Origin of the sequence: Microbulbifer marinus, assembly GCF_900107725.1 — a bacterium.
Classification (GTDB): Bacteria; Pseudomonadota; Gammaproteobacteria; order Pseudomonadales; family Cellvibrionaceae; genus Microbulbifer; species Microbulbifer marinus.
In genome coordinates this window covers 537,347-555,592 of record NZ_FNQO01000001.1, presented here as the reverse complement: position 1 = coordinate 555,592, position 18,246 = coordinate 537,347, and the positions used below count along the sequence as shown (strand labels likewise).

Here is an 18,246-nt window from a genome sequence, read left to right as displayed (position 1 = left end):
CTATTCCAGGTCCCCGAGTTCACCGATTTGCTCCAGATACCGAAATATCCGGTCCGCCTCCTGCTCGTGCACGCGGCTGATCGCAAAGCCCACATGGACAATCACGTAGTCACCGACGCGGGCCTCGGGCACATAGGCGAGATTCACTTCCTTGCAGATACCGCCAAAGTTCACCAGCGCACTGCGCTCCAGTGGTGTCCTGTTCAGCATTGCTTGTACACGGCCGGGAATGCCTAAACACATTGTCTGCTACCCTCCTCTGCCGGCGTCCGCGCCGCGGCCATGCAGCGGGCGTAGTAAATCTGACCCAGCGCAATGCCCCCGTCGTTTGGTGGCACAACACAGTGGCAGTGCACGCGAAATCCCTCTTGCCGCAGCAATGTGGCCGCGCTTTCTGTCAGGACGCGGTTTTGGAAAACGCCACCGGATAAAAAAATGTTCTCCTCTCCGGCGCGCACGGCCATCGCGCACATCATCTGCGCCAGTGTGTTGTGAAATGCCCTGGCCCGATCCGGAACGGACACGCCCTGCTCTCCATCCTGCAGCAGTGCGGCGACCAGAGGTTCCCAGTCCAGTGTCCTGCAGCTGTCATGCTGGTTGATGGCGAAAGGATAGCTACGCGTCGTGGCGGATTGCTGCGCGGCGAACTCGACTGCCATCGCGGCCTGGCCCTCGAAAGTCACAGCGTTGGCCAGTCCCAACAGTGCCGCCACCCCGTCGAACAGGCGACCAGCGCTGCTGCACAGGGGCGAATTGATTTTGCGTTCGAACATGCGGGCGAGGTTGTGCCGCTCGCCGGCACTGAACTGCTCCAGTAAAAATTTGCCGGCGAAAGCACGCTCTCCCATTACGGCATACAGCAATCCGGCTGCCTGGCGGCGCGGCTCGCGGATCGCGCCCTCGCCACCCGGGAGCGGGAAGGTGCGCAGTCCGGCAATTCGCTGCACCTGTTCGCGCCCGTCCCAGCACAAGAATTCACCACCGCGGACTATGCCATCGGCGCCCCAGCCGGTGCCGTCCCAGCAGATACCCAGTGCGCGACCGCGGTAGCCATGTTCCGCCATACAGGAAAAGAAATGCGCAACATGGTGCTGCGCGCCGAGATATTGCGGATCTCGCTGGCGGGCCCAGCGGCTGGACACATAGGCGGGGTGCAGATCAGCGATCACGGCCGCGGGTTCACTCCGGTAGAAGCCGGCGAGATCGTCGACCGCCTGTTCAAATACTTCACGGGCGACACGGTTTTGCAGGTCGCCGATATGCTGGGTGACGTAGACCGCGCGACCGCGAGATATGGCCGCGGTATTCTTCAGGTCCGCACCCACCGCCAGCAGATCCCCGGCTGAAAAAGTGTCCGGCAACACCGGCAACTCGACTGGCAACGGCGCGTAGCCCCGCGCGCGGCGCAACACCACTGGGGATCCGTCCATTTCCCTCACCACCGAATCGTCCAGCGGCCGCGCGATTGACCGGTCGTGTAACAGAAACAGGTCCGCGATAGCTCCCAGTCGCTCGATGGCGCCACCGTTGTCGTAACAAATCGGCTCACCGGATAGATTGCCGCTGGTCGCCACCAGTGGCCGCTGCAGGCCCGCTATCAGCAGGTGATGCAGCGGTGAACTTGGCAACATCACACCCAGGTTGGGGTTGTCCGGTGCCACCGCCGCCGCGACATGGCGCCGCGCCTGACCGCGCGCGGCCAGCAATACGATTGGTCGCTCCTGCGCCTCTAGTAGCCCCTTTTCCAGATCCGAGACCGAGCAATCCTGCTCGACACTCTCGACATCCGGGTACAGCAGCGCGAACGGCTTGAGTGGACGGCGCTTGCGCGCACGGAGTCGCAGCACGGCATCGCTGTTGCTCGCGTCCACTAACAGCTGGAAACCGCCGATACTTTTCAGTGCGACTATCTGCCCCGCCTCTATGGCTTGCCGGGCCTGTTTTAGCGCGTCTTCGCGCACGGCCACTCCACGACCATTGGCGTCGCAGAGCTGCAGCTGCGGGCCGCATGTTGGGCAGGCATTGGGTTCGGCATGAAAGCGCCGATTCTGCGGATCCTCATATTCAATGCGGCAACTTTCGCACAGCGGAAAGTCGCGCATCGTCGTGTTGGCGCGATCGTAAGGCAGCCGCTCGGCGATGCTGAATCGCGGACCGCACTGGGTGCAGCTGGTAAACGGGTAGCGAAAGCGCCGGTTGTCCGGCGCGAACATTTCCCGCAGGCAGTCTGGGCAGGGCGCCAGGTCCGGCAGGATTGTCGCCGAAGGTGGCGTATCACCGTCGCTGTTTAGAATCCTGAAGTTGGTCTCTGGGCACGGCGGCCTGGATTCGGTCGTCAAGCTACTGATTCGAGCCAGCGGCGGCTTATCTTTGCGCAGCTTATGCAGAAAATTCCGCAACTGTTGCCGATCACCCTGCACTTCAATCTGCACGCCATGGCTGTCATTGAGTACCCAGCCGGAAAGGTTGCAGGTTTTCGCCAGGCGGTAGACGAACGGCCGAAAACCAACGCCCTGCACCAGTCCGCCGATCGCGATGTGCCACCGCTCAGAGGTCATGGCCGTATTCGAATTCAACGCTATCCAGCACTATCTCCTGTGCCTCGGCGTGATGAATGTCCGGCACTTCCTCAATATCCAGGCGGAGGCCCTCGAGGCTGGTGCCGGCAATCTCACGTTCGAAGTGCTCGCGCAGGTGATCGGCTGAAATATGGGCCAGTGCGCCGAGACGCAGATTTGCGGCCACCAGTCTCCCGTCCTCACCACTGGCAATGCGATGAATCTTCTCCACCAGATCCTTAATCAGGGATTGCTCGTGCAAAATGGACCTCCTGTCTGCGCATGCAGATGTTCGCCAATTTCCTTCGCCACGCGTCTCGCCGACGCCGCCACCTGCGGTGACAGGCCATCGCCGGTGGCAAAATTCTCGCCACAGATCGCGTAGATGTTCAGCCGCTCGGGCAGTGCCCCAACGGCGTGACCGAGTTCGAGCGCCTCGGCAAGGTTGAGACCGTGACTGGATGTCGTGCAGACGCTTTGCATCACCGACTCTGTCAGACCATCCAGGCGAAGGATTTCGCCGGCGCTCTTATCTTGTGCGACAACGGCATCCACGAGAAAAACCTGACGATCTCTCCAGTCTTCCAACAGCTGAGTCATGTCACCGCGATTTTCGACGCCTTCCAGATGCTCCCCGTACCGCCGGCGCAACTCATCAAGGACCAGCGGGCCGACGCCGTCGTCGCCCCGAAAGCGATCGCCCAGGCTAATCACCATCCAGCGCATCAGCCCAGCGCTCCGGCACCGCGCTGCAGATGCAATTGCAGAAAGTGGGTGGAGCAGGAAATACATGGATCGTAATTGCGGATCGCCTGTTCGCAGCGCGCGCGCAGTCGTGCTTCCGGCAGGTGCATAAACTGCGGCAGCATCAGGCGCAGGTCCTCTTCGATGGTCTTCTGATTTTGTGAAGTTGGAGGCACTATCCTGGCCGCCGTGATCTTGCCCGCGTCGTCCACGCTGTAGCGGTGATACAACAGTCCGCGCGGTGCCTCGGTGGCGGCACAGCCGGTAGCCGCCCGTATCGTTCCGCTAACAAAAGGTTCACTCGGCGGGCGATAGTCATCAATGATCCGCAGTGCCTCATCAAATGCGTGCAGCACCTCTAGACTGCGTACCACAATGCTTTGAAACGGATTGGCGCAGAACGGCGGAAAGCCGATTTCCTCGGCAAGCCGCTGGACCCGCGGGGCCAGCCGGTCAAAGTTCAGGTTGTAGCGCGCCATGGGCCCGACCATATAGGCGCCGCGCTGCTCCAGCACACTGTGCAGCGCGTTGCTGTATTCGACATGCTCCTCGCGGAAATATTGCTCGTATTCCTGCGCGTCGATATTCAGGCCCTGTGTCGAGACAATGCGGCCCTCATTCATCGGGTATTCGTCTGGATGCGACAAGGCGACAAACTCATATTGATCGCCATCCGCCCGTTCGAATTGCGGAAACGGCAGCGACGCCGTCCAGCGCACTGTATCCTCGGCCAGCGCGCGGGCTTGTTGCAGTTGCTCGCGCAGGGTTTCAAGCTCTGTCGTGCCGGGCACACGGTAGAAGCCTCCCACCCGCACATTGATCGGGTGCACTTCCCTGCCCCCCAGCAACCGCACCAGGGCATTGCCGGCTTTCTTGATCTGCAGGCCGTCCTGGACGATTTTCGGATGGTCCTTGGCCATGGCGACCGCACTGTCATAACCGAGGAAGTCCGGCGCATGCAGCATGTAGATATGCAGCACATGGCTCTCTATCCATTCACCGCAGTAAATCAGCCGGCGCAGCGCGCGCAGCTCCGGTGTGGGCACCAGGCCAAGCGCATGCTCCATCGCATGCAGTGCACTCATCTGATACGCCACCGGGCAGATGCCACAGATACGCGCGGTGATATCCGGCGCTTCAAGGTAATCGCGCCCGCGCATAAACGCCTCGAAGAAACGCGGTGGTTCGAAGATTTTCAGTTTTACGTCGTGGACACCGCTGTCGTCGTAGCGGATATGCAGTGCGCCCTCGCCCTCCACCCGCGCCAGGTAATCCACCTTGATGGTCTTACTCTTCGCCATCCCGTTGCTCCTGCCGGCGGCTCTCACGTTCGAATGGCGGCGCCGCGGCGTTGAAGTTGCGCAGGTTTTCGATGAGCGTGGCCTGATCCGCGCCCAGCTCCTCGCGCCACCAGTGGCACAGGGACGCAGTGTTCGGATTCTCCTTGGGGCCATAGCAGCCATAACAACCGCGGTTGTAACTCGGGCAAATAGCGCCGCAGCCGGCGTGCGTGACCGGACCCAGGCAGGGTGTGCCGTGGGCAACCCAGACGCACACGTTGCCTCTCAGTTTGCATTCGATGCACACCGAGTGCGGCGGCACCTGCGGTGGCCTGCGGTGCAGGAAAGCACTGATCACCTCGAGCAACTGCCTCTTGTTGACCGGGCAGCCCTGCAGTTCAAAATCCACCGGTACATGGGCACTGATCGCCGTCGAGGTTTTCAGTGTCGCGATATATTCCGGGTGCGCGTAGACGACCGCGGTAAACTCCTCGACATCGGCAAAGTTGCGCAGTGCCTGGATACCGCCGGCGGTCGCACAGGCGCCGATCGTAACCAGGGCTCGTGACTGATCGCGCACCGCACGGATGCGACGCTCGTCGTCTGCGGTAGTGATGGATCCCTCCACCAGTGACAGGTCGTAGGGACCTTCGACCTGGCGGCTGCTGGCTTCCATGAAATAGGCGATATCGATGGAGTCCGCCAGTTGCAGCAATTCGTCCTCACAGTCGAGCAGGCTGAGCTGGCAGCCGTCGCAGGACGCGAATTTCCAGACCGCCAGTTTCGGTTTGCCCTGCGTGTTACTCAATGCGGTGTCCTATGGAAGTTGCCTTTGCGTCCAGCATGGTTGTCACAGCGCGCGAATATCGAACCAGGCGCGGATATCGCCGTAACGGAAAACTGGGCCGTCTTTGCAGATGAAGTTCGGTCCCCACTGGCAGTGACCGCAGTGTCCTATGGCACACTTCATGTTGCGTTCCATCGACAGATAGATGGCGTCGGCCGAAACCCCCTTGCCAAGCAGCACCTGGATACAAAAGCGCATCATCACCTCGGGGCCACAGAGAAATACCACCGTATTCTCGGCGTCCAAAGTCGCTGCACCGAGCGGCTTGGTAATGACACCAATCTGCCCGGGCCACTCGGTCTCTGCGTGATCCACGGTGGTGACCACCTTCAGTGCCTGCTGCCAGCGTTGCAGTTCGCCGGTGTACAACATTTCCTGCGGGCGCCGGGCGCCGTAAAAAAGTTGCGCTGAGGAAGGTTGCGTTTTTCCCTCGAGCAGCGAATAGATCACCGGTCGCAGAGGCGCCATGCCCAGGCCGCCGGCAACGATCAGCAAGTGCCTGCCGGCCACCTGCTCCATTGGCCAGCCACTGCCGAAGGGGCCGCGGACACCGAGGAACTCGCCCTCTCGCAGGCGGTGCAGTGCCTGGGTCGCAAGCCCCTGGCTGCGGATCGTGTGGATATATGTGCCGTCCTGTGCCGAACCGCTCATCGAAATGGCCACTTCACCGGCGCCAAAGGCATACAGCATATTGAACTGGCCGGCGCTGAAGTTGCCCGCGCGGCCACCGGAATGCGGCGTGATCCCCAGCGTGCAGGTACCCGGAAACTCCTCCGTGCGGCTGGCAATCCGATAGATATCCGGGACCATTAGCGGACTTCGGCCGGCGGTGGACGCTCAGTGCTATAGACGTCCAGCAGTTGCAACCGCGTCGCCTGCAGCCGCTCGGCCACAATCTTGGCGAAGCGTTTCATCAGTTCGAAACCGAGCCGCGGATCCTCCTCGCATTTCTGGCGCAGGCACTTGCCGTCCAGGCGTATTGCGCGGACTTTTTCCAGCGCGCGCGCATCGAATGTCCAGCGGTAGGGAGGAAACAGCCAGGACCAGCCGAAGATATCGCCGTCGTGCAGTGTCTGCAGGCAAAGGGCACCGTGACTGGGCATATAGGTCTCCACCGCGACCCGCCCCTCGCGTATCACGAAGAAGAAATCGGCCGGGGTATTTTCTCGCGCAATATATTCGCCGGAGCTGTACACACAATTTTCGCCACAGCCGCTGATCAGTTGCCTATCTGTGGCGGGCAAGCCGTGAAAAAACGGGTGCTGTTGTAACAGCTGTTCGATACTTTTCACCTTTTTTCGGCCTCCCGAATACTCTGTACCTCCTCGGTGATATCGATCCCCACCGGACACCAGGCAATACAGCGCCCACAGCCGACACAGCCCGATGAGCCGAACTGGTCGTACCAGGTCGCCAATTTGTGCGTCATCCACTGGCGGTAGCGGGAGCGGGTATCCGCGCGCACGGCACCGCCGCTGATATAGCTGAAGTCACCGGTAAAACAGGAATCCCAGCGCTCCCAGCGCTCCGCATGGTCGCCGGAGAGATCGGTGGTGTCCTCCACGGTCGAACAGAAACAGGTCGGACAGGCCATGGTGCAATTGGCACAGGAGAGGCAGCGATCCGCCACCTGATCCCAGCTCACGCTGTCGTAATTGCGGTACAGCAGCGCTTGTAGATCGGAACTGTCAAAATTCCTCGGCCCCTGCTCCATTTGGCGAACTGCATTACTGACAGCACTCTGCGCCAGCACGTGATGTCGCTGTGCAGCCGCATGCAGCGGCAACTGCTGCAGGATTCTTTCTCCGCCCGCAGAACCACTGCGCAGCAGAAAGAAGTGCTCTGCGTCGTCAATCACCTCGGTCATTTCGAGATCACAGGGGAGTGTGACCTGGGGGCCGGTATGCATCGAGGTACAGAAGCAGGTCGCCGCCGCCGTGGTGCAGTTCACGGCCACGATAAACAGCTTTGCCCTTCGCTCGCTATAGCTGTCGTTGCGGTACTGGTCGCCAGTGAAGACGCGATCTTGCGTGGCAATGGCGTGCAATTCACAGCTGCGCACACCGAGAAACGCCATGGCTGGGACGGTCTCCACGGCGGCGACGATCTGCAGTGAATCTTCGCTCTTCTGCGCCCGCCATACCGGTCGGCGGGGGCGCTGTAAAAACTTTTTCCACGAGTGGGGGCCGGCCGCATAGCCAAAATAGGCGCCGTCCTCGCGCTGCTTCAGCCGGTAATGTGCCTTTTCCTGCTCGTCGCCCCAGCCCTTGGGAAGCTCTGCGACGCTGTGGATCTCGTCGTAAATAATCGCCTGATCGCGCAGTGTCGGTCCCATGACCTGGTACCCTTCCGCGCGTAGTGCCTGAATCAGCCGATCCAGATCCGTTGCCAGCAGAACAGAATATTGCATCTTGCAAGGCCCCATCCCGGTCAATGCAGCACTGAAATACTTTCATTTAAATGGCCGGGAACAAATTTAGAGATCTATTATTGAGACAGATTGTAGAGACCTGCGGAATGGCTTGAGAGGAGACAGATGACAATGTCCGGTGAGCAACCCCAGAAAGCGCTATCGACTGCCGTCACGGAAAAATTGCAAGGCGGCCAGGTAGTGACCATCCGCCCAATGAGCAGGGAGGATATAGAGCTCGAACGGGAATTTCTCAGCAACCTTTCGCCGGATTCCCGGCGCTTTCGCTTTCACGGCGGTATCGGCAAGCCGACACAGAAATTACTGGAACAGCTGACCGATATCGATCACGACCAGCGGGAGGCCTTTATCGCCGTCATTCAGGGGGATAACGGAGAACAGGAAATCGGCCAGTGTCGCTATGCCCAGGATGCGGATGGCAAGGCCGCGGAATGTGCGGTGGTGGTCGGCGATGACTGGCAGAAACATGGGCTCGGCATGCTTTTGGTGAGTCGACTTATAGAATCGGCGCGCGCCCGCGGTATCCAGCGACTCTACTCCACGGATGCGGCGGACAACCACAAGCTGAATGAGATTGCGCGGAAGTTCGGCTGGGAATGTCACAGCGATCCGAAAGACCCGACCCAGGTTATCTACAGCTTCGATCTGACTGCCGTATAGCGTCCTGTTCCATAGGCGGTAGATTTTGCTTTGACTCGCAGAATCGCAGTCGACGGCTCATTGCTCGGTGGTGGCCGAAACCGGAACAAAAATGACTCTAACGCGATGTTCTTCACCATCATCCGCGAGCGGGATACGCTCGCCAGTAGCGTGAACGCCATCTATGGTGATCTCCCTAACCTCCCTTGGACAACCGCCGCAGTTTTGCACGTCGATCTCGTAGCGACTGCTGCCAAAACACAATGACAGCTGGAACTGTTTCCAGTTAGTTGGCAGGCAGGGTTTTATCTCCAGGCTGGTACCGTCGCAGATACGCGCGCCGAGCAGCGCTTCCAGTGCACCGCGGTAAAGCCAGCCGGAGGCGCCCGAATACCAGGTCCAGCCGCCGCGCCCCACATGGGGCGGAACCCCGTAGACGTCGCCGGCGAGCACATAGGGCTCGGTGCGATAGCGCTGCACTCCGGCCGCATCGGACGTATGGGTGATCGGATTCAGCAGACTGAACAGGTGGTGGGCGCGCTCGCTGTGGCCGAGACCGGCCGCCGCCCAGACCGCCCAGGTGGCGGCGTGGGTATACTGGCCACCGTTTTCGCGAATACCCGGCGGGTAGCCCTTGATATAACCCGGGTCCTTCTTGGTGCGATCGAACGCCGGCGTTAGCAGCAATATCTGCCGTGCATCCTCTTGCACCAGGTAGCGGTAGGCGGAATCCATTGCTTCACTGGCGCGCGCCGCGGGTTCGGCTGGAGCCAGCACGGACCAGGCCTGCGCAATCAGATCGATTTTGCACTCGTCACTCTGTGCCGACCCCACCGGCGTACCGTCGTCATAGTAGGCCCGCCGATACCAGGCACCATCCCAGCCACTCTCCTCCACCTGCTGGTGCAGGTTATTGCCGAGCTGGCGGTAATGTTCGGCCAATGCGGTATCGCCGATGTATTCGCAGAGGGGCGCCATATCGCGGCAGACCCGCAGCAGAAACCAGCCCATCCATACACTCTCACCGCGGCCGGTGGTGCTGATGCGGTTGAAGCCGTCATTCCAGTCGCCATTGCCGATTACCGGCAGCCCATGGGGACCGACGGCACCGGCCCGCTCTATGGCACGACAGCAGTGTTCGTAGAGCGAGCCCGACTCATCGCTGGTTGCATACTCGGCGTAACGCTCATTCTCGTCCTTTTCCAGCGGTGGGCCCTGCAGATAGGAAATCGACTGGTGCAATATGTCGTAGTTGCCGGTGGTGCGGATGTACTGTGTGGTGACGAACGGCAGCCACAGCAGGTCGTCGGAACAGCGGGTGCGCACGCCACGCAGCGGCTTTTCATGCCACCAGTGCAGGACATCGCCGTCCTGAAACTGTCGCGACGCGGCGCGCAGGATATGTCCACGGGTCCACTCCGGGTGGGTCCACAACAACGCCTGCACATCCTGCAGCTGGTCGCGGAACCCGAACGCACCGCTCGACTGGTAATAGCCACTGCGCCCCCACAGTCGGCAGGCCAGGGTCTGGTATGGCAGCCAGCGATTGACCAGCAACTCGGTGGCGCGGTCGGGCACCCGAATCTGCACACTGCCGAGGAAGTCCTCCCAGAACTGTTCGAACTCAGTCCGCGCCCGCTCTGCCCTGTCCGGCTGTCGGAACTCCGACGCCAGTGACAGCGCTTCAGCGCGATCCGCGCCTTCGCCGAGCACGAAATAAACCTGCTGGGTGTCCCCGGGGGCGAGATCCACATGTACCTGGTAGGCGGCGCAGGGGTCGCCGCCGCACTGCACCCGCCCCGACAGACCGATACGGGACATGGCCTCGGGTGCCGCCAGATCTCCGCCGGTGCCCAGGAATTCGTGCCGGTCTGTCGTCAATCCGTGGGGCGGCAGGCTCGCGGTCAGGAATCCCACACCGGGTTCGGCATCGGGCACGAAGGCGTTGCGGGCCAGCAGCGCGTGACTGTCGGCGACAAATTCACTGACCAGATGCGGCCAGCTATTGGCGCGGGTCAGGCCCTGCACCCATTCCAGATAGTAGGTAACGGTCAGGCGCCGCGGCCGTCGCCAGCAGTTGGTCAGTGTCAGGCGCCCTATTTTGACCGGCGCCGTGCGGTCGACGAATATCCGCCAGGCCTGCTTCAGGCCGTGACTGTGGTGGCGGTATTCACTGAAGCCGGCGCCGTGACACACCTGGTAATCGGCGTTGGCGGGCCGCGGCGCCGGCGTTGGTGACCAGACTTCGGCGGTCTCCTCGTCGCGCAGGTACAGGGCCTCGCCGCTGGGATCGCGGACCGGATCGTTGTTCCATGGGGTCAGCCGGTGCTCGCCGCTGTTGCCACTCCAGGTACAGCAGGAGCCGCTCTCCGATACCAGGCAGCCGAAGTCCGGATTCGCAATCACATTGACCCAGGGTGCCGGCGGGCGCTGGCCCGCCTTGAGGTGCAGGACATACTCACGCCCGTCTGCGCTGAAGCCACCGATGCCATTGTCGAACTCCAGGTCGTCGGGACGCTCCAGCACCGGCGTTGGCTCGGGGGCGTAATCGGCTGAGTGCACGGGGACAAACGGCGGCAGCGGCTGCAGTTGTGCCTGCAATTTCACGCTGGCGGCCTCCAGCTGCGCGGCTACCGACCCGGCGCCCGAATCCAGCAGCGCCCTGGCGGCGGCCAGCAAGCGCACCCGCTCCGCGGCTGGCAGCTCCATTCCCGGCACTACCACCACCGAGCCGTTGAGTTTGCGCATTGTGCGTCCGCGGATATCGATAATTAATTGCTGCAACCGATCGCGCGTCTGCTGGGCGTAGCCAGCGGACTCCTCGTCGATGAGTACCAGGTCGACGCCGATACCGCGGCCACACCAATAGGTATGCGCCTGGATGATCGATTCGGCAAAGCCGATATCCTGCTCATTGCGGATCTGTACCAGCAGGATCGGGTTGTCACCGGATATACCGCGGCTCCACAGGCACGGCTGGATATGATCGCTGTGACTGAGCACCTGGGACGGTGCGCGCAGGCCGCCGCCCGGCGCCAGCACCGCCGACAGCAGGTCCATCATCCACGGCATCTCACTGGCGGCGATCTGCAGGTGGCGCAGCTCCTGTTCCGACTGCATACGCGCGAGATCAAAGATCCAGCGCGCTTTGGGTTGTGAGCGGTACGAATGCAATACCGACAGCAGTTCCCGCCGCGACTTGCTTACTCCGGTGAGGTATATCACCTCTATCTCCGCCTGCGCGGGTACCAGCACCTCCAGGCCTGCAGCGATCACGGCGTCCAGTACAGGGCCGGTGGTGCCGGTGAAGCCGTCGAGTCCGGCGACCACCGCTTGCGGGTGTGCGGCGGAACCACCGCGGCCGAGAAAACGCTGACGGTCCGTCTCCCACGCGAGCCGATGCTTGACGTTCGACGCCAGCAATACGCAGTGGGCCAGGTAGATCGGTTTCTCCGCACTGCTGCGCGGCCGGCGCCGGTAGAGCATCGTCCGCTCTTGCGGGAGATACTGGCTCTCGACAAACAGCTTGGCGAAGGCCGGGTGACGCTGGTCTTCTTTTTCCGGCGCCAGCACCACTTCGGCATAGTCCGCCAGCAACAAACGGCGAGCGCGATCGCTCTCGTTTTTAATGATCAGCCGGCGTACTTCGATGTCGTGCTGGGAGCTCAACGCCACCTGCAGGCGGCAAAAAAGCTCGGCCTCTCGACGCTGAAACTCGATGCGCTGCGGAGAAAAATGTGCAGAGCAGTCACCGTCATCATCGCCACAGGGGGCGAGGCCCACGGAAAAGAGATGACTGTTATCGAGATCGCGCACATAACACCACTGCCCCCACTGATGGCGGGTCGGGTCCGGCTGCCAGCGCGTAACGGCGATATTGTGCCAGTAGCTGCCGCCACCGCCATCCGCCGACTGGACCACCGTGAAGTGACCGTTGGAAAGCAGGTTGTACTGAGCATAGGGGCGTTGGGGTGATGCCCACCAACTCTCCAGTGGCACCTCCGGGTGAAAGCTGCGCATGACGCCGGGGCGCTTCCAGGGGCGCGGCGCCGGTGGTGCAGTGGGTATGCGCTCGTGCAACAGCGCGGTAAGCCCGGCGATGCGCACGTCTCCGTGGAAGCGGCGCAGCATGATGTCATCGTGAAAAAAGTTGTTCAGGGCCAGCATGATCATGCCCTGATGGTGACTCATGTAGGAGCGAACGACGCGTGCGCGTCGCGGCGCCGGCTTGGCGGTGCGGCCGAAGTCAATCGCTTCGTATAGGCCGTATTGTCCGCTGCCGCCGTGGGCCCGCAGTACACGCAGATTGTCCATCACCTCGTCGGCACCAAACGGCAACGCCATCATCGACGAATATGGCGATACCACGATGCGTTCGCCGAGGTCGCGGCGGAAACCGATGCCCGGCACACCGAAGGCGTGGTACTGGTAGTGCAGATGGCTGTCCAGTTCGTAGTAGCCCGACTCGGAAATACCCCAGGGCAATCCGAGGCGCCCGGTAAACTGGCGGTGCGCGTCAATCGCATTGCGGCACGCACGCCACAGTAGGCTCCTGTCCGGCGTTTCCATCAGCAGGCGCGGCATCAGGTATTCAAATAGGGTGGCACTCCAGGACATCAGCACCACCTTGCGATGCAGCCGCCGGAATGGCCGCTCCAGGTGCCGCCAGTGCCGCGCCGGCACGTCGCCTTTGGCAATGGCGACGAATCCGGTGAGGCGCGACTCCGAAGCCAGCAGGTCGTAGTAGTTCGCATCCAGCCTGGCATCGGTGACGTTGTAGCCGATGTGAAACAGGTGGCGCTCGCTATCGTAGAGAAAGGCAAAATCCATCTCCGCCACCCAGCCGCGCGCCCGGTCGACCAGGCTGTAAAGCTCGGCACAATAGATATTGGTGTTGTCCGCCGCCGTCTGCAGCACTGCACGCAGCCTTTTGTTCCACGCTGCGGCTTGCTCAGTTTTTTCTTCTGCGATATTGCCGAGCGCACTGTCGAGTGCATCGATAATCTTCAGTGCGTCGACGCGGACCGCCGGTAGACTGGCCATCGACACGGGGCCACTGAGCAAATCAGACAAGGCGCGGAATTTCGCCTGCAGCGACACGTCGCCCTGCGCTGCCCCCGGCTGGCTATACAGCTCTGGTGGCGATTCGACCAGCCGCTGCCAGGGTTCGAATGTCTCCTGATAACGTCGCGCACCGACCGCCTGGTGATGTAATTCGTCGAGCCACTGGCGCAGTCGCGACAACGCCTCGGCACTGAAATTTCGATCGTCACTCTCGATCACTGCGATCACGCGTTCTTGTAGTGCGGGCACCTCCCGCTCGTAGATGTCGTCGATGGTTCGCCACCAGTGTCGATCACCGGCCCGCTGTTCCAGGCCTTCGCGCAGCTCGCGAATGTCACCGATCACCGCCTGCACCGCGGCCGCGGTGTCGGCGCTCTCATCCGGCATGAGCGTCTCCTCGACGACGCCGAGCGTATCCGCAATGCCCAGTACGAGTTGGCGGCCGTCAAACGGCCGCAGCAGCAACTCCTCCAGTCCCTGGGCCACGGTCAGCAGGCTCGCCGCCAGGTTGCCGCTATCCACCGCGGACACGTAACGCGGTTGCAGGGGGCGCAGTTCCCGCGTTTCGTACCAGTTCAGGAAATGGCCGCGGTAGCGTTCGAGACCTCCCATGCGGTCAAAGCTGTTGCCCAGTCGCGCCAACAGCTGTGAGAGATCCAGATAGCCAAAGTCATAGGCACTCAGGACACTCAGCAGGCCGAGGCCGATATTGGTCGGCGAAGTCCGCCGCGCCAGTACCGCAAGCGGTTCCTCCTGGTAATTGTCCGGTGGCAACCAGTGATCGTCGGGGCCCATAAACTGCTCGAAGAAATGCCACGTGCGCCGGCTCACCAGGCGAAGTTCACGGCGGTCGGCGTCACTGATTAGCGGCTCTTTGACGCGGTGGGGCCGATCGATGCGGTAGATCAGCTGCGGCGCGAACAGCCAGGCCAGCAACAGGGGCGCGGCGGCGAGCAGATTGACGGGTGCCCACAAGAGCAACAGCACCACAACAGCCAGCGCGAAGGCGGCGCAAATCCACAGTTGTCGCCAAGTGGCGTTTGCTGTTGCACTGTTGCCCACCAGGCGATTCACATGGGCCGCCGAGGTCCACTCCAGCAGGCGCCGGCGGGAAATGCCGAGCCGGTAGAGCGTGCGCACTATTGCGTCCAGTGCATTGAACGCATAGCTGGGCAGCAGCGCCAGCGAGAGTCCCCAGTGCACAAGGCGCTGCTGAAGCAGGACGGGACTGCCAAGCAAATGTCGGTGAACATATAGCGGCTTGGCTATCGTCCGCCAAAGAAGCGATAACAGCTCCACCCAGATCGGTGTCGCAGCCAGCCCCAGCAGGCCAAGCGTCCACAGCCATGGGCTCCCCGGCAGCCAGCCACTCCACGCCAGCAGGAACAAAGCCAGCAGACTGGGGGTCTCGAGGCTGCGGCGCAGGTTGTCGATGATTTTCCAGCGGTGGATGGGCGGCAGCGGATTCGGCACCTTATCGCCCGAGGCCGTTGGCACTTCGCGGCGCAGCCAGGGCAGCAGCTGCCAGTCACCCCGTATCCAGCGGTGGGAGCGGCGCAGTAGCGCAAAGATGTTGGGCGGATACTCCTCGTAAAAAACACTGTCCGATATCAGCGCCGTGCCGCCAATAGCGCCTTCCAGTAGATCGTGGCTGAGCACGGCATTCTCCGGCAGGCTTCCCGCCAGCGTCTCGCTGAAAACCCTCGGATCGTAAATGCCCTTTCCGGTGAATATGGCTTCGCCGAATAGATCCTGGTAGGCATCGGAAACCGCATGGGTATAGATATCCACGGTTCGATCGCCGGAAAAGATATCGGTAAAGACCGTATCGGCGGAGCTGGTCGGATCGGTTTCCAGACGCGGCTGCAAGAATCCAAAGCCGGCCACCACTCTGCGCTGCCCACTGTCTACCAACGCCTGATTCAACGGGTGTGCCAGGGCTCCAACGAGACGCCGCGCACTCCCCGGCGGCATGTGCGTATCCGCATCCAGGGTAATCACATAGCGGATATCGTTCAGCTGTGCACGATCGCCGAAACAGGTGCGGAAGTTCGTCTCCTCTCCCCGCAGCAGACGGTTGAACTCGATCAACTTGCCGCGCTTGCGCTCCCAGCCCATCCAGCAGCGTTCTTTCGCATTCCAGCATCGCTTGCGGTGCAGCAAAAGAAACGGCGTCCGGCCCTCGCTGTCGAGGTAGCGCTGATTCAGAAGGCGCAGTTGCTCCTCGGCGGCCGCAAGAAGCTGCGCGTCACCTGTCTCGTCTTTCGTGGCAGTGTCGGCGAAATCACTCAGGATGGCGAACACCAGGTTGGGGTCGTCATTATTGAGGAAATTGATTTGCAGGCATTCGAGGTTGTGCTGCAGGTCATCGAAGTCCGTCAGCAGCACTGGCATCACCACCGCCGTGCGACAGTCATCCGGTACGCCGAGTTCGTAGTCCAGTTTGGCGAGTTTCCGCGGCGGCAGCGTGTGAGTGATCAGTCCGTTGACGAATGCCAGGGCCATACCGAGTAGCGGCACCGTGACCAGCATCAAGACCAACAGGGTCTGAAACAGCGGCATACCACTCGCCAGAAGGTAGATTCCGAGTGCGGCGACGAATGGAACGGAAAACAGTGCCAATACACAAAAATAGACGGTAGCCGCCCTATCAGATATGGCCCGGTACAGGCGACTCCTGAGCGTCGGCTCACACTCGAGCGCCGCTTCCAGTTGTTGACGGCCCTCCTCTACCAGGTAGTAACCGACATGTCGGCGCCGGTCTCCAGAGGTGTGCGCAGAGGCCAGTTCCACGGCTCGCCGGGCTACGTCGATTTCGGTTTTGCCGCTACTCCGCGCCACCTCCTCGATCACATCGCGATAGGTATTGCGGGAGTCAAAATCCATCTTGTCGTAAGCGTCCGCCGGATCTTGCCGCAGCGTGTCCTCGACGCGACTGAGCGCCTCAACAAAATCGCGCCAATCGTGGGAACGCAGTTCGCGCAGGCTGATAATGGCACTGGCGATTCCCACATCGCCGGCGTTGGACTCTTCGTCGCTGGCCGGCTCCTGTTCCGTCGCCAATATGTCCTTGGCGGAATCCACCAGTTGATCGAGCAGGCCAAGGCGTAAAAATGCCGGAAGCGCCCACAGTTCACCGGTGGTCAATACGACCTCACTTTGGTAACGGTCGACGAGTTCGGACACCAACCCTATATCCAGGGGTTGCGCCATGTCAGACACCAGCACTGTGGCCAGTGCACGCGCGCGCAGGTCAGACCGGTCTCCTTCAGCCTGGATTGTCGGTAGCTGCCTGAGAAAATGGCGTGGCAGGGACTCACGGACAAGCTCGAGGGCTTCCTGCACTATGTGGCGATTGTCCAGTAGCCACTCCTCTCCGCGGGACCCCCTATCGCCGGCCTCCACTCGCCTGGCGAGGTGACGATATATTTCCCGGAAGTGATTTTCGATACTGTGCAGGTGGGACCTGAGGGAATAGTCGCGCGTGCCACCATCTCGCTGCTGGTGATGCATGGCAAGCGCGACGATATCTTCTTCTAATTGACGATCCCTATCCCGCAGTCGTTTCGCCGCTGAAAGCACTGCAGCGCGCGGAGGTAGTATCGCCTTATGGGATAGTTTCAGTCCGGAAAAAAATTTACGCCCTGCGCGGGCACTCCAATTCAGTTTGCGACGCAATTTCATCTTCACTCGGCGCCGTTATCTGAGTCGAATTCCCGGTGAATTCGGCAGGAATCCTCATCCTCCTCACCCGGAAGACGGGTCTCGCTCCGGTCCTGCAATACCAGGACAGGAATAGGACTGTGGCACATCACCGTTTGACAGATATTGCCCATAACGCGCTGGCCACCACTCTGCCAGTCATGCGCACTCATCGCGATCAAGTCGACCCCTTCCTCGGCGGCCGTCTTGCAAATGGAATCCGCCATGTTCTCCGCTATCAGCAAGCGGAAACTTACCTTGATGCCGTTTTCCAGTTGCTGGGCCATTTCATCGAGGTAGGTCTGCGCCGCACGACGGTTGTTTTCGACAAACTTTTCGCGAGTGGCCTGCTCCTCTCGGGTAATAGGCATTCGCCGCGGCATTTCGGGCACAGCAATCACCTGTAGCAGTATCAGTTCTGCCGGCTGCCCGCGCATCATCGCAGCCACCTGGCAGGCCATCCATTCGGAATGCGGCGAGCCATCAACGGAGATCAGGATACGACGATAGGCAAATTGATCTGGGTCCGGCGGGGCTTCACCCGGACGCACGATCATAAATGAGCGGCCGGAACCACTGAACACCTTCTGGGCAGTACTGCCGAAATGGAATCGGCTGACACCGCCCTTGCCGTAGGCAGTGAAAACGATCAGGTCGATGTCCGCCTCTTCGCAGTATTCGACGATCTGCTCGGCGGGCCTACCTTCTCGAACGGAAACGGTTACGGCTATTTCTTTTCCGGAAATATAATCGGCAAGCCGATTCAGATAGCTTCGCAGTTCGGCCCTGCGTAAACGCCAGTGCACCGGGTCGATACTGTGCTCATCTGTGTGCGAAGTGGTGCGCTGTACATGCAGGAGATGGATTTCAGCTCCGCAGTTACGGGCAAGTTGCAGCGCATGGGTAATGGCTTCCTCGGCGACGGAAGAACCGTCAAGTGGCAATAGAATATGTTTGAACAGCATGCCAATTTCCTCTGCT

The 18,246-nt window shown here is 61.1% G+C and carries 13 protein-coding genes; 2 read left to right on the top strand and 11 right to left on the bottom strand.

Annotated features, from left to right (window positions below; translation table 11 throughout):
- The 9 genes from BLW36_RS02465 to BLW36_RS02425 are packed head-to-tail and all read right to left on the bottom strand — an operon-like array spanning window position 1 to window position 7,839.
- Window positions 1-243, bottom strand: coding sequence for a HypC/HybG/HupF family hydrogenase formation chaperone (locus BLW36_RS02465; protein WP_091384796.1), 243 nt, complete (start codon window positions 241-243; stop codon window positions 1-3).
- The gene (gene hypF / locus BLW36_RS02460) at window positions 234-2,558 is read right to left on the bottom strand and encodes a carbamoyltransferase HypF (protein WP_091384794.1); all 2,325 of its coding nucleotides are present in this window, start codon (window positions 2,556-2,558) and stop codon (window positions 234-236) included. Before hypF ends, BLW36_RS02465 begins: the two co-directional genes overlap by 10 nt.
- Complete coding sequence (locus tag BLW36_RS02455) at window positions 2,548-2,820, bottom strand: hydrogenase/urease maturation nickel metallochaperone HypA (RefSeq protein WP_091384792.1); 273 nt, start codon at window positions 2,818-2,820, stop codon at window positions 2,548-2,550. Before BLW36_RS02455 ends, hypF begins: the two co-directional genes overlap by 11 nt.
- Entirely contained in the window at window positions 2,802-3,284 is a 483-nt protein-coding gene (locus BLW36_RS02450) for a hydrogenase maturation protease (RefSeq protein ID WP_170833093.1), read from the bottom strand. Before BLW36_RS02450 ends, BLW36_RS02455 begins: the two co-directional genes overlap by 19 nt.
- The gene (locus tag BLW36_RS02445) at window positions 3,284-4,603 is read right to left on the bottom strand and encodes a Ni/Fe hydrogenase subunit alpha (protein ID WP_091384788.1); all 1,320 of its coding nucleotides are present in this window, start codon (window positions 4,601-4,603) and stop codon (window positions 3,284-3,286) included. Before BLW36_RS02445 ends, BLW36_RS02450 begins: the two co-directional genes overlap by 1 nt.
- Complete coding sequence (locus BLW36_RS02440; protein WP_091384786.1) at window positions 4,590-5,390, bottom strand: NADH-quinone oxidoreductase subunit B family protein; 801 nt, start codon at window positions 5,388-5,390, stop codon at window positions 4,590-4,592. The genes BLW36_RS02445 and BLW36_RS02440 overlap by 14 nt, the downstream gene beginning before the upstream one ends.
- A 42-nt stretch (window positions 5,391-5,432) precedes the next feature.
- Window positions 5,433-6,239, bottom strand: a complete 807-nt coding sequence (locus tag BLW36_RS02435) for an FAD/NAD(P)-binding protein (protein WP_091384782.1) — start codon at window positions 6,237-6,239, stop codon at window positions 5,433-5,435.
- The gene (locus BLW36_RS02430; protein ID WP_091384778.1) at window positions 6,239-6,721 is read right to left on the bottom strand and encodes a cyclic nucleotide-binding domain-containing protein; all 483 of its coding nucleotides are present in this window, start codon (window positions 6,719-6,721) and stop codon (window positions 6,239-6,241) included. The genes BLW36_RS02435 and BLW36_RS02430 overlap by 1 nt, the downstream gene beginning before the upstream one ends.
- Window positions 6,718-7,839, bottom strand: coding sequence for a 4Fe-4S dicluster domain-containing protein (locus BLW36_RS02425; protein ID WP_244506102.1), 1,122 nt, complete (start codon window positions 7,837-7,839; stop codon window positions 6,718-6,720). Before BLW36_RS02425 ends, BLW36_RS02430 begins: the two co-directional genes overlap by 4 nt.
- 132 nt (window positions 7,840-7,971) lie before the next feature.
- On the opposite strand from BLW36_RS02425, the gene BLW36_RS02420 reads away from it, so the two are divergent.
- Window positions 7,972-8,520 (top strand): GNAT family N-acetyltransferase, encoded by a 549-nt coding sequence (locus tag BLW36_RS02420; protein WP_170833092.1) that lies wholly within the window; start codon window positions 7,972-7,974, stop codon window positions 8,518-8,520.
- Window positions 8,521-8,577: 57 nt separating this feature from the next.
- Here BLW36_RS02420 and BLW36_RS02415 read toward each other — a convergent pair whose 3' ends face one another.
- On the bottom strand, window positions 8,578-16,776 hold the full coding sequence (locus BLW36_RS02415) for a GH36-type glycosyl hydrolase domain-containing protein (protein WP_170833091.1): 8,199 nt from the start codon (window positions 16,774-16,776) through the stop codon (window positions 8,578-8,580).
- A 204-nt stretch (window positions 16,777-16,980) separates the two neighbouring features.
- Here BLW36_RS02415 and BLW36_RS17585 point away from each other — a divergent pair, with 204 nt between their 5' ends.
- Window positions 16,981-17,103 carry a hypothetical protein gene (locus BLW36_RS17585; protein WP_280140339.1) on the top strand — a complete coding sequence of 41 codons (123 nt, stop codon included), beginning with the start codon at window positions 16,981-16,983 and terminating at the stop codon, window positions 17,101-17,103.
- Between the two features lie 146 nt (window positions 17,104-17,249).
- Here the strand turns inward: BLW36_RS17585 and BLW36_RS02410 are convergent, their stop codons facing one another.
- A complete protein-coding gene (locus BLW36_RS02410) occupies window positions 17,250-18,230 on the bottom strand; it encodes a universal stress protein (RefSeq protein WP_091384770.1) in 981 nt (326 codons plus the stop codon).
- Window positions 18,231-18,246 lie beyond the last annotated feature (16 nt).

Bases quoted from the DNA above. Each gene is read 5' to 3' on its own strand.
- BLW36_RS02465 (WP_091384796.1), bottom strand. From the start codon at position 243: ATGTGTTTAGGCATTCCCGGCCGTGTACAAGCAATGCTGAACAGGACA.
- BLW36_RS02435 (WP_091384782.1), bottom strand. From the start codon at position 6,239: ATGGTCCCGGATATCTATCGGATTGCCAGCCGCACGGAGGAGTTTCCG.
- BLW36_RS02415 (WP_170833091.1), bottom strand. From the start codon at position 16,776: ATGGCGCAACCCCTGGATATAGGGTTGGTGTCCGAACTCGTCGACCGT.
- BLW36_RS02410 (WP_091384770.1), bottom strand. From the start codon at position 18,230: ATGCTGTTCAAACATATTCTATTGCCACTTGACGGTTCTTCCGTCGCC.
- BLW36_RS02450 (WP_170833093.1), bottom strand. From the start codon at position 3,284: ATGCGCTGGATGGTGATTAGCCTGGGCGATCGCTTTCGGGGCGACGAC.
- BLW36_RS02425 (WP_244506102.1), bottom strand. From the start codon at position 7,839: ATGCAATATTCTGTTCTGCTGGCAACGGATCTGGATCGGCTGATTCAG.
- BLW36_RS02420 (WP_170833092.1), top strand. From the start codon at position 7,972: ATGTCCGGTGAGCAACCCCAGAAAGCGCTATCGACTGCCGTCACGGAA.
- BLW36_RS02445 (WP_091384788.1), bottom strand. From the start codon at position 4,603: ATGGCGAAGAGTAAGACCATCAAGGTGGATTACCTGGCGCGGGTGGAG.
- hypF (WP_091384794.1), bottom strand. From the start codon at position 2,558: ATGACCTCTGAGCGGTGGCACATCGCGATCGGCGGACTGGTGCAGGGC.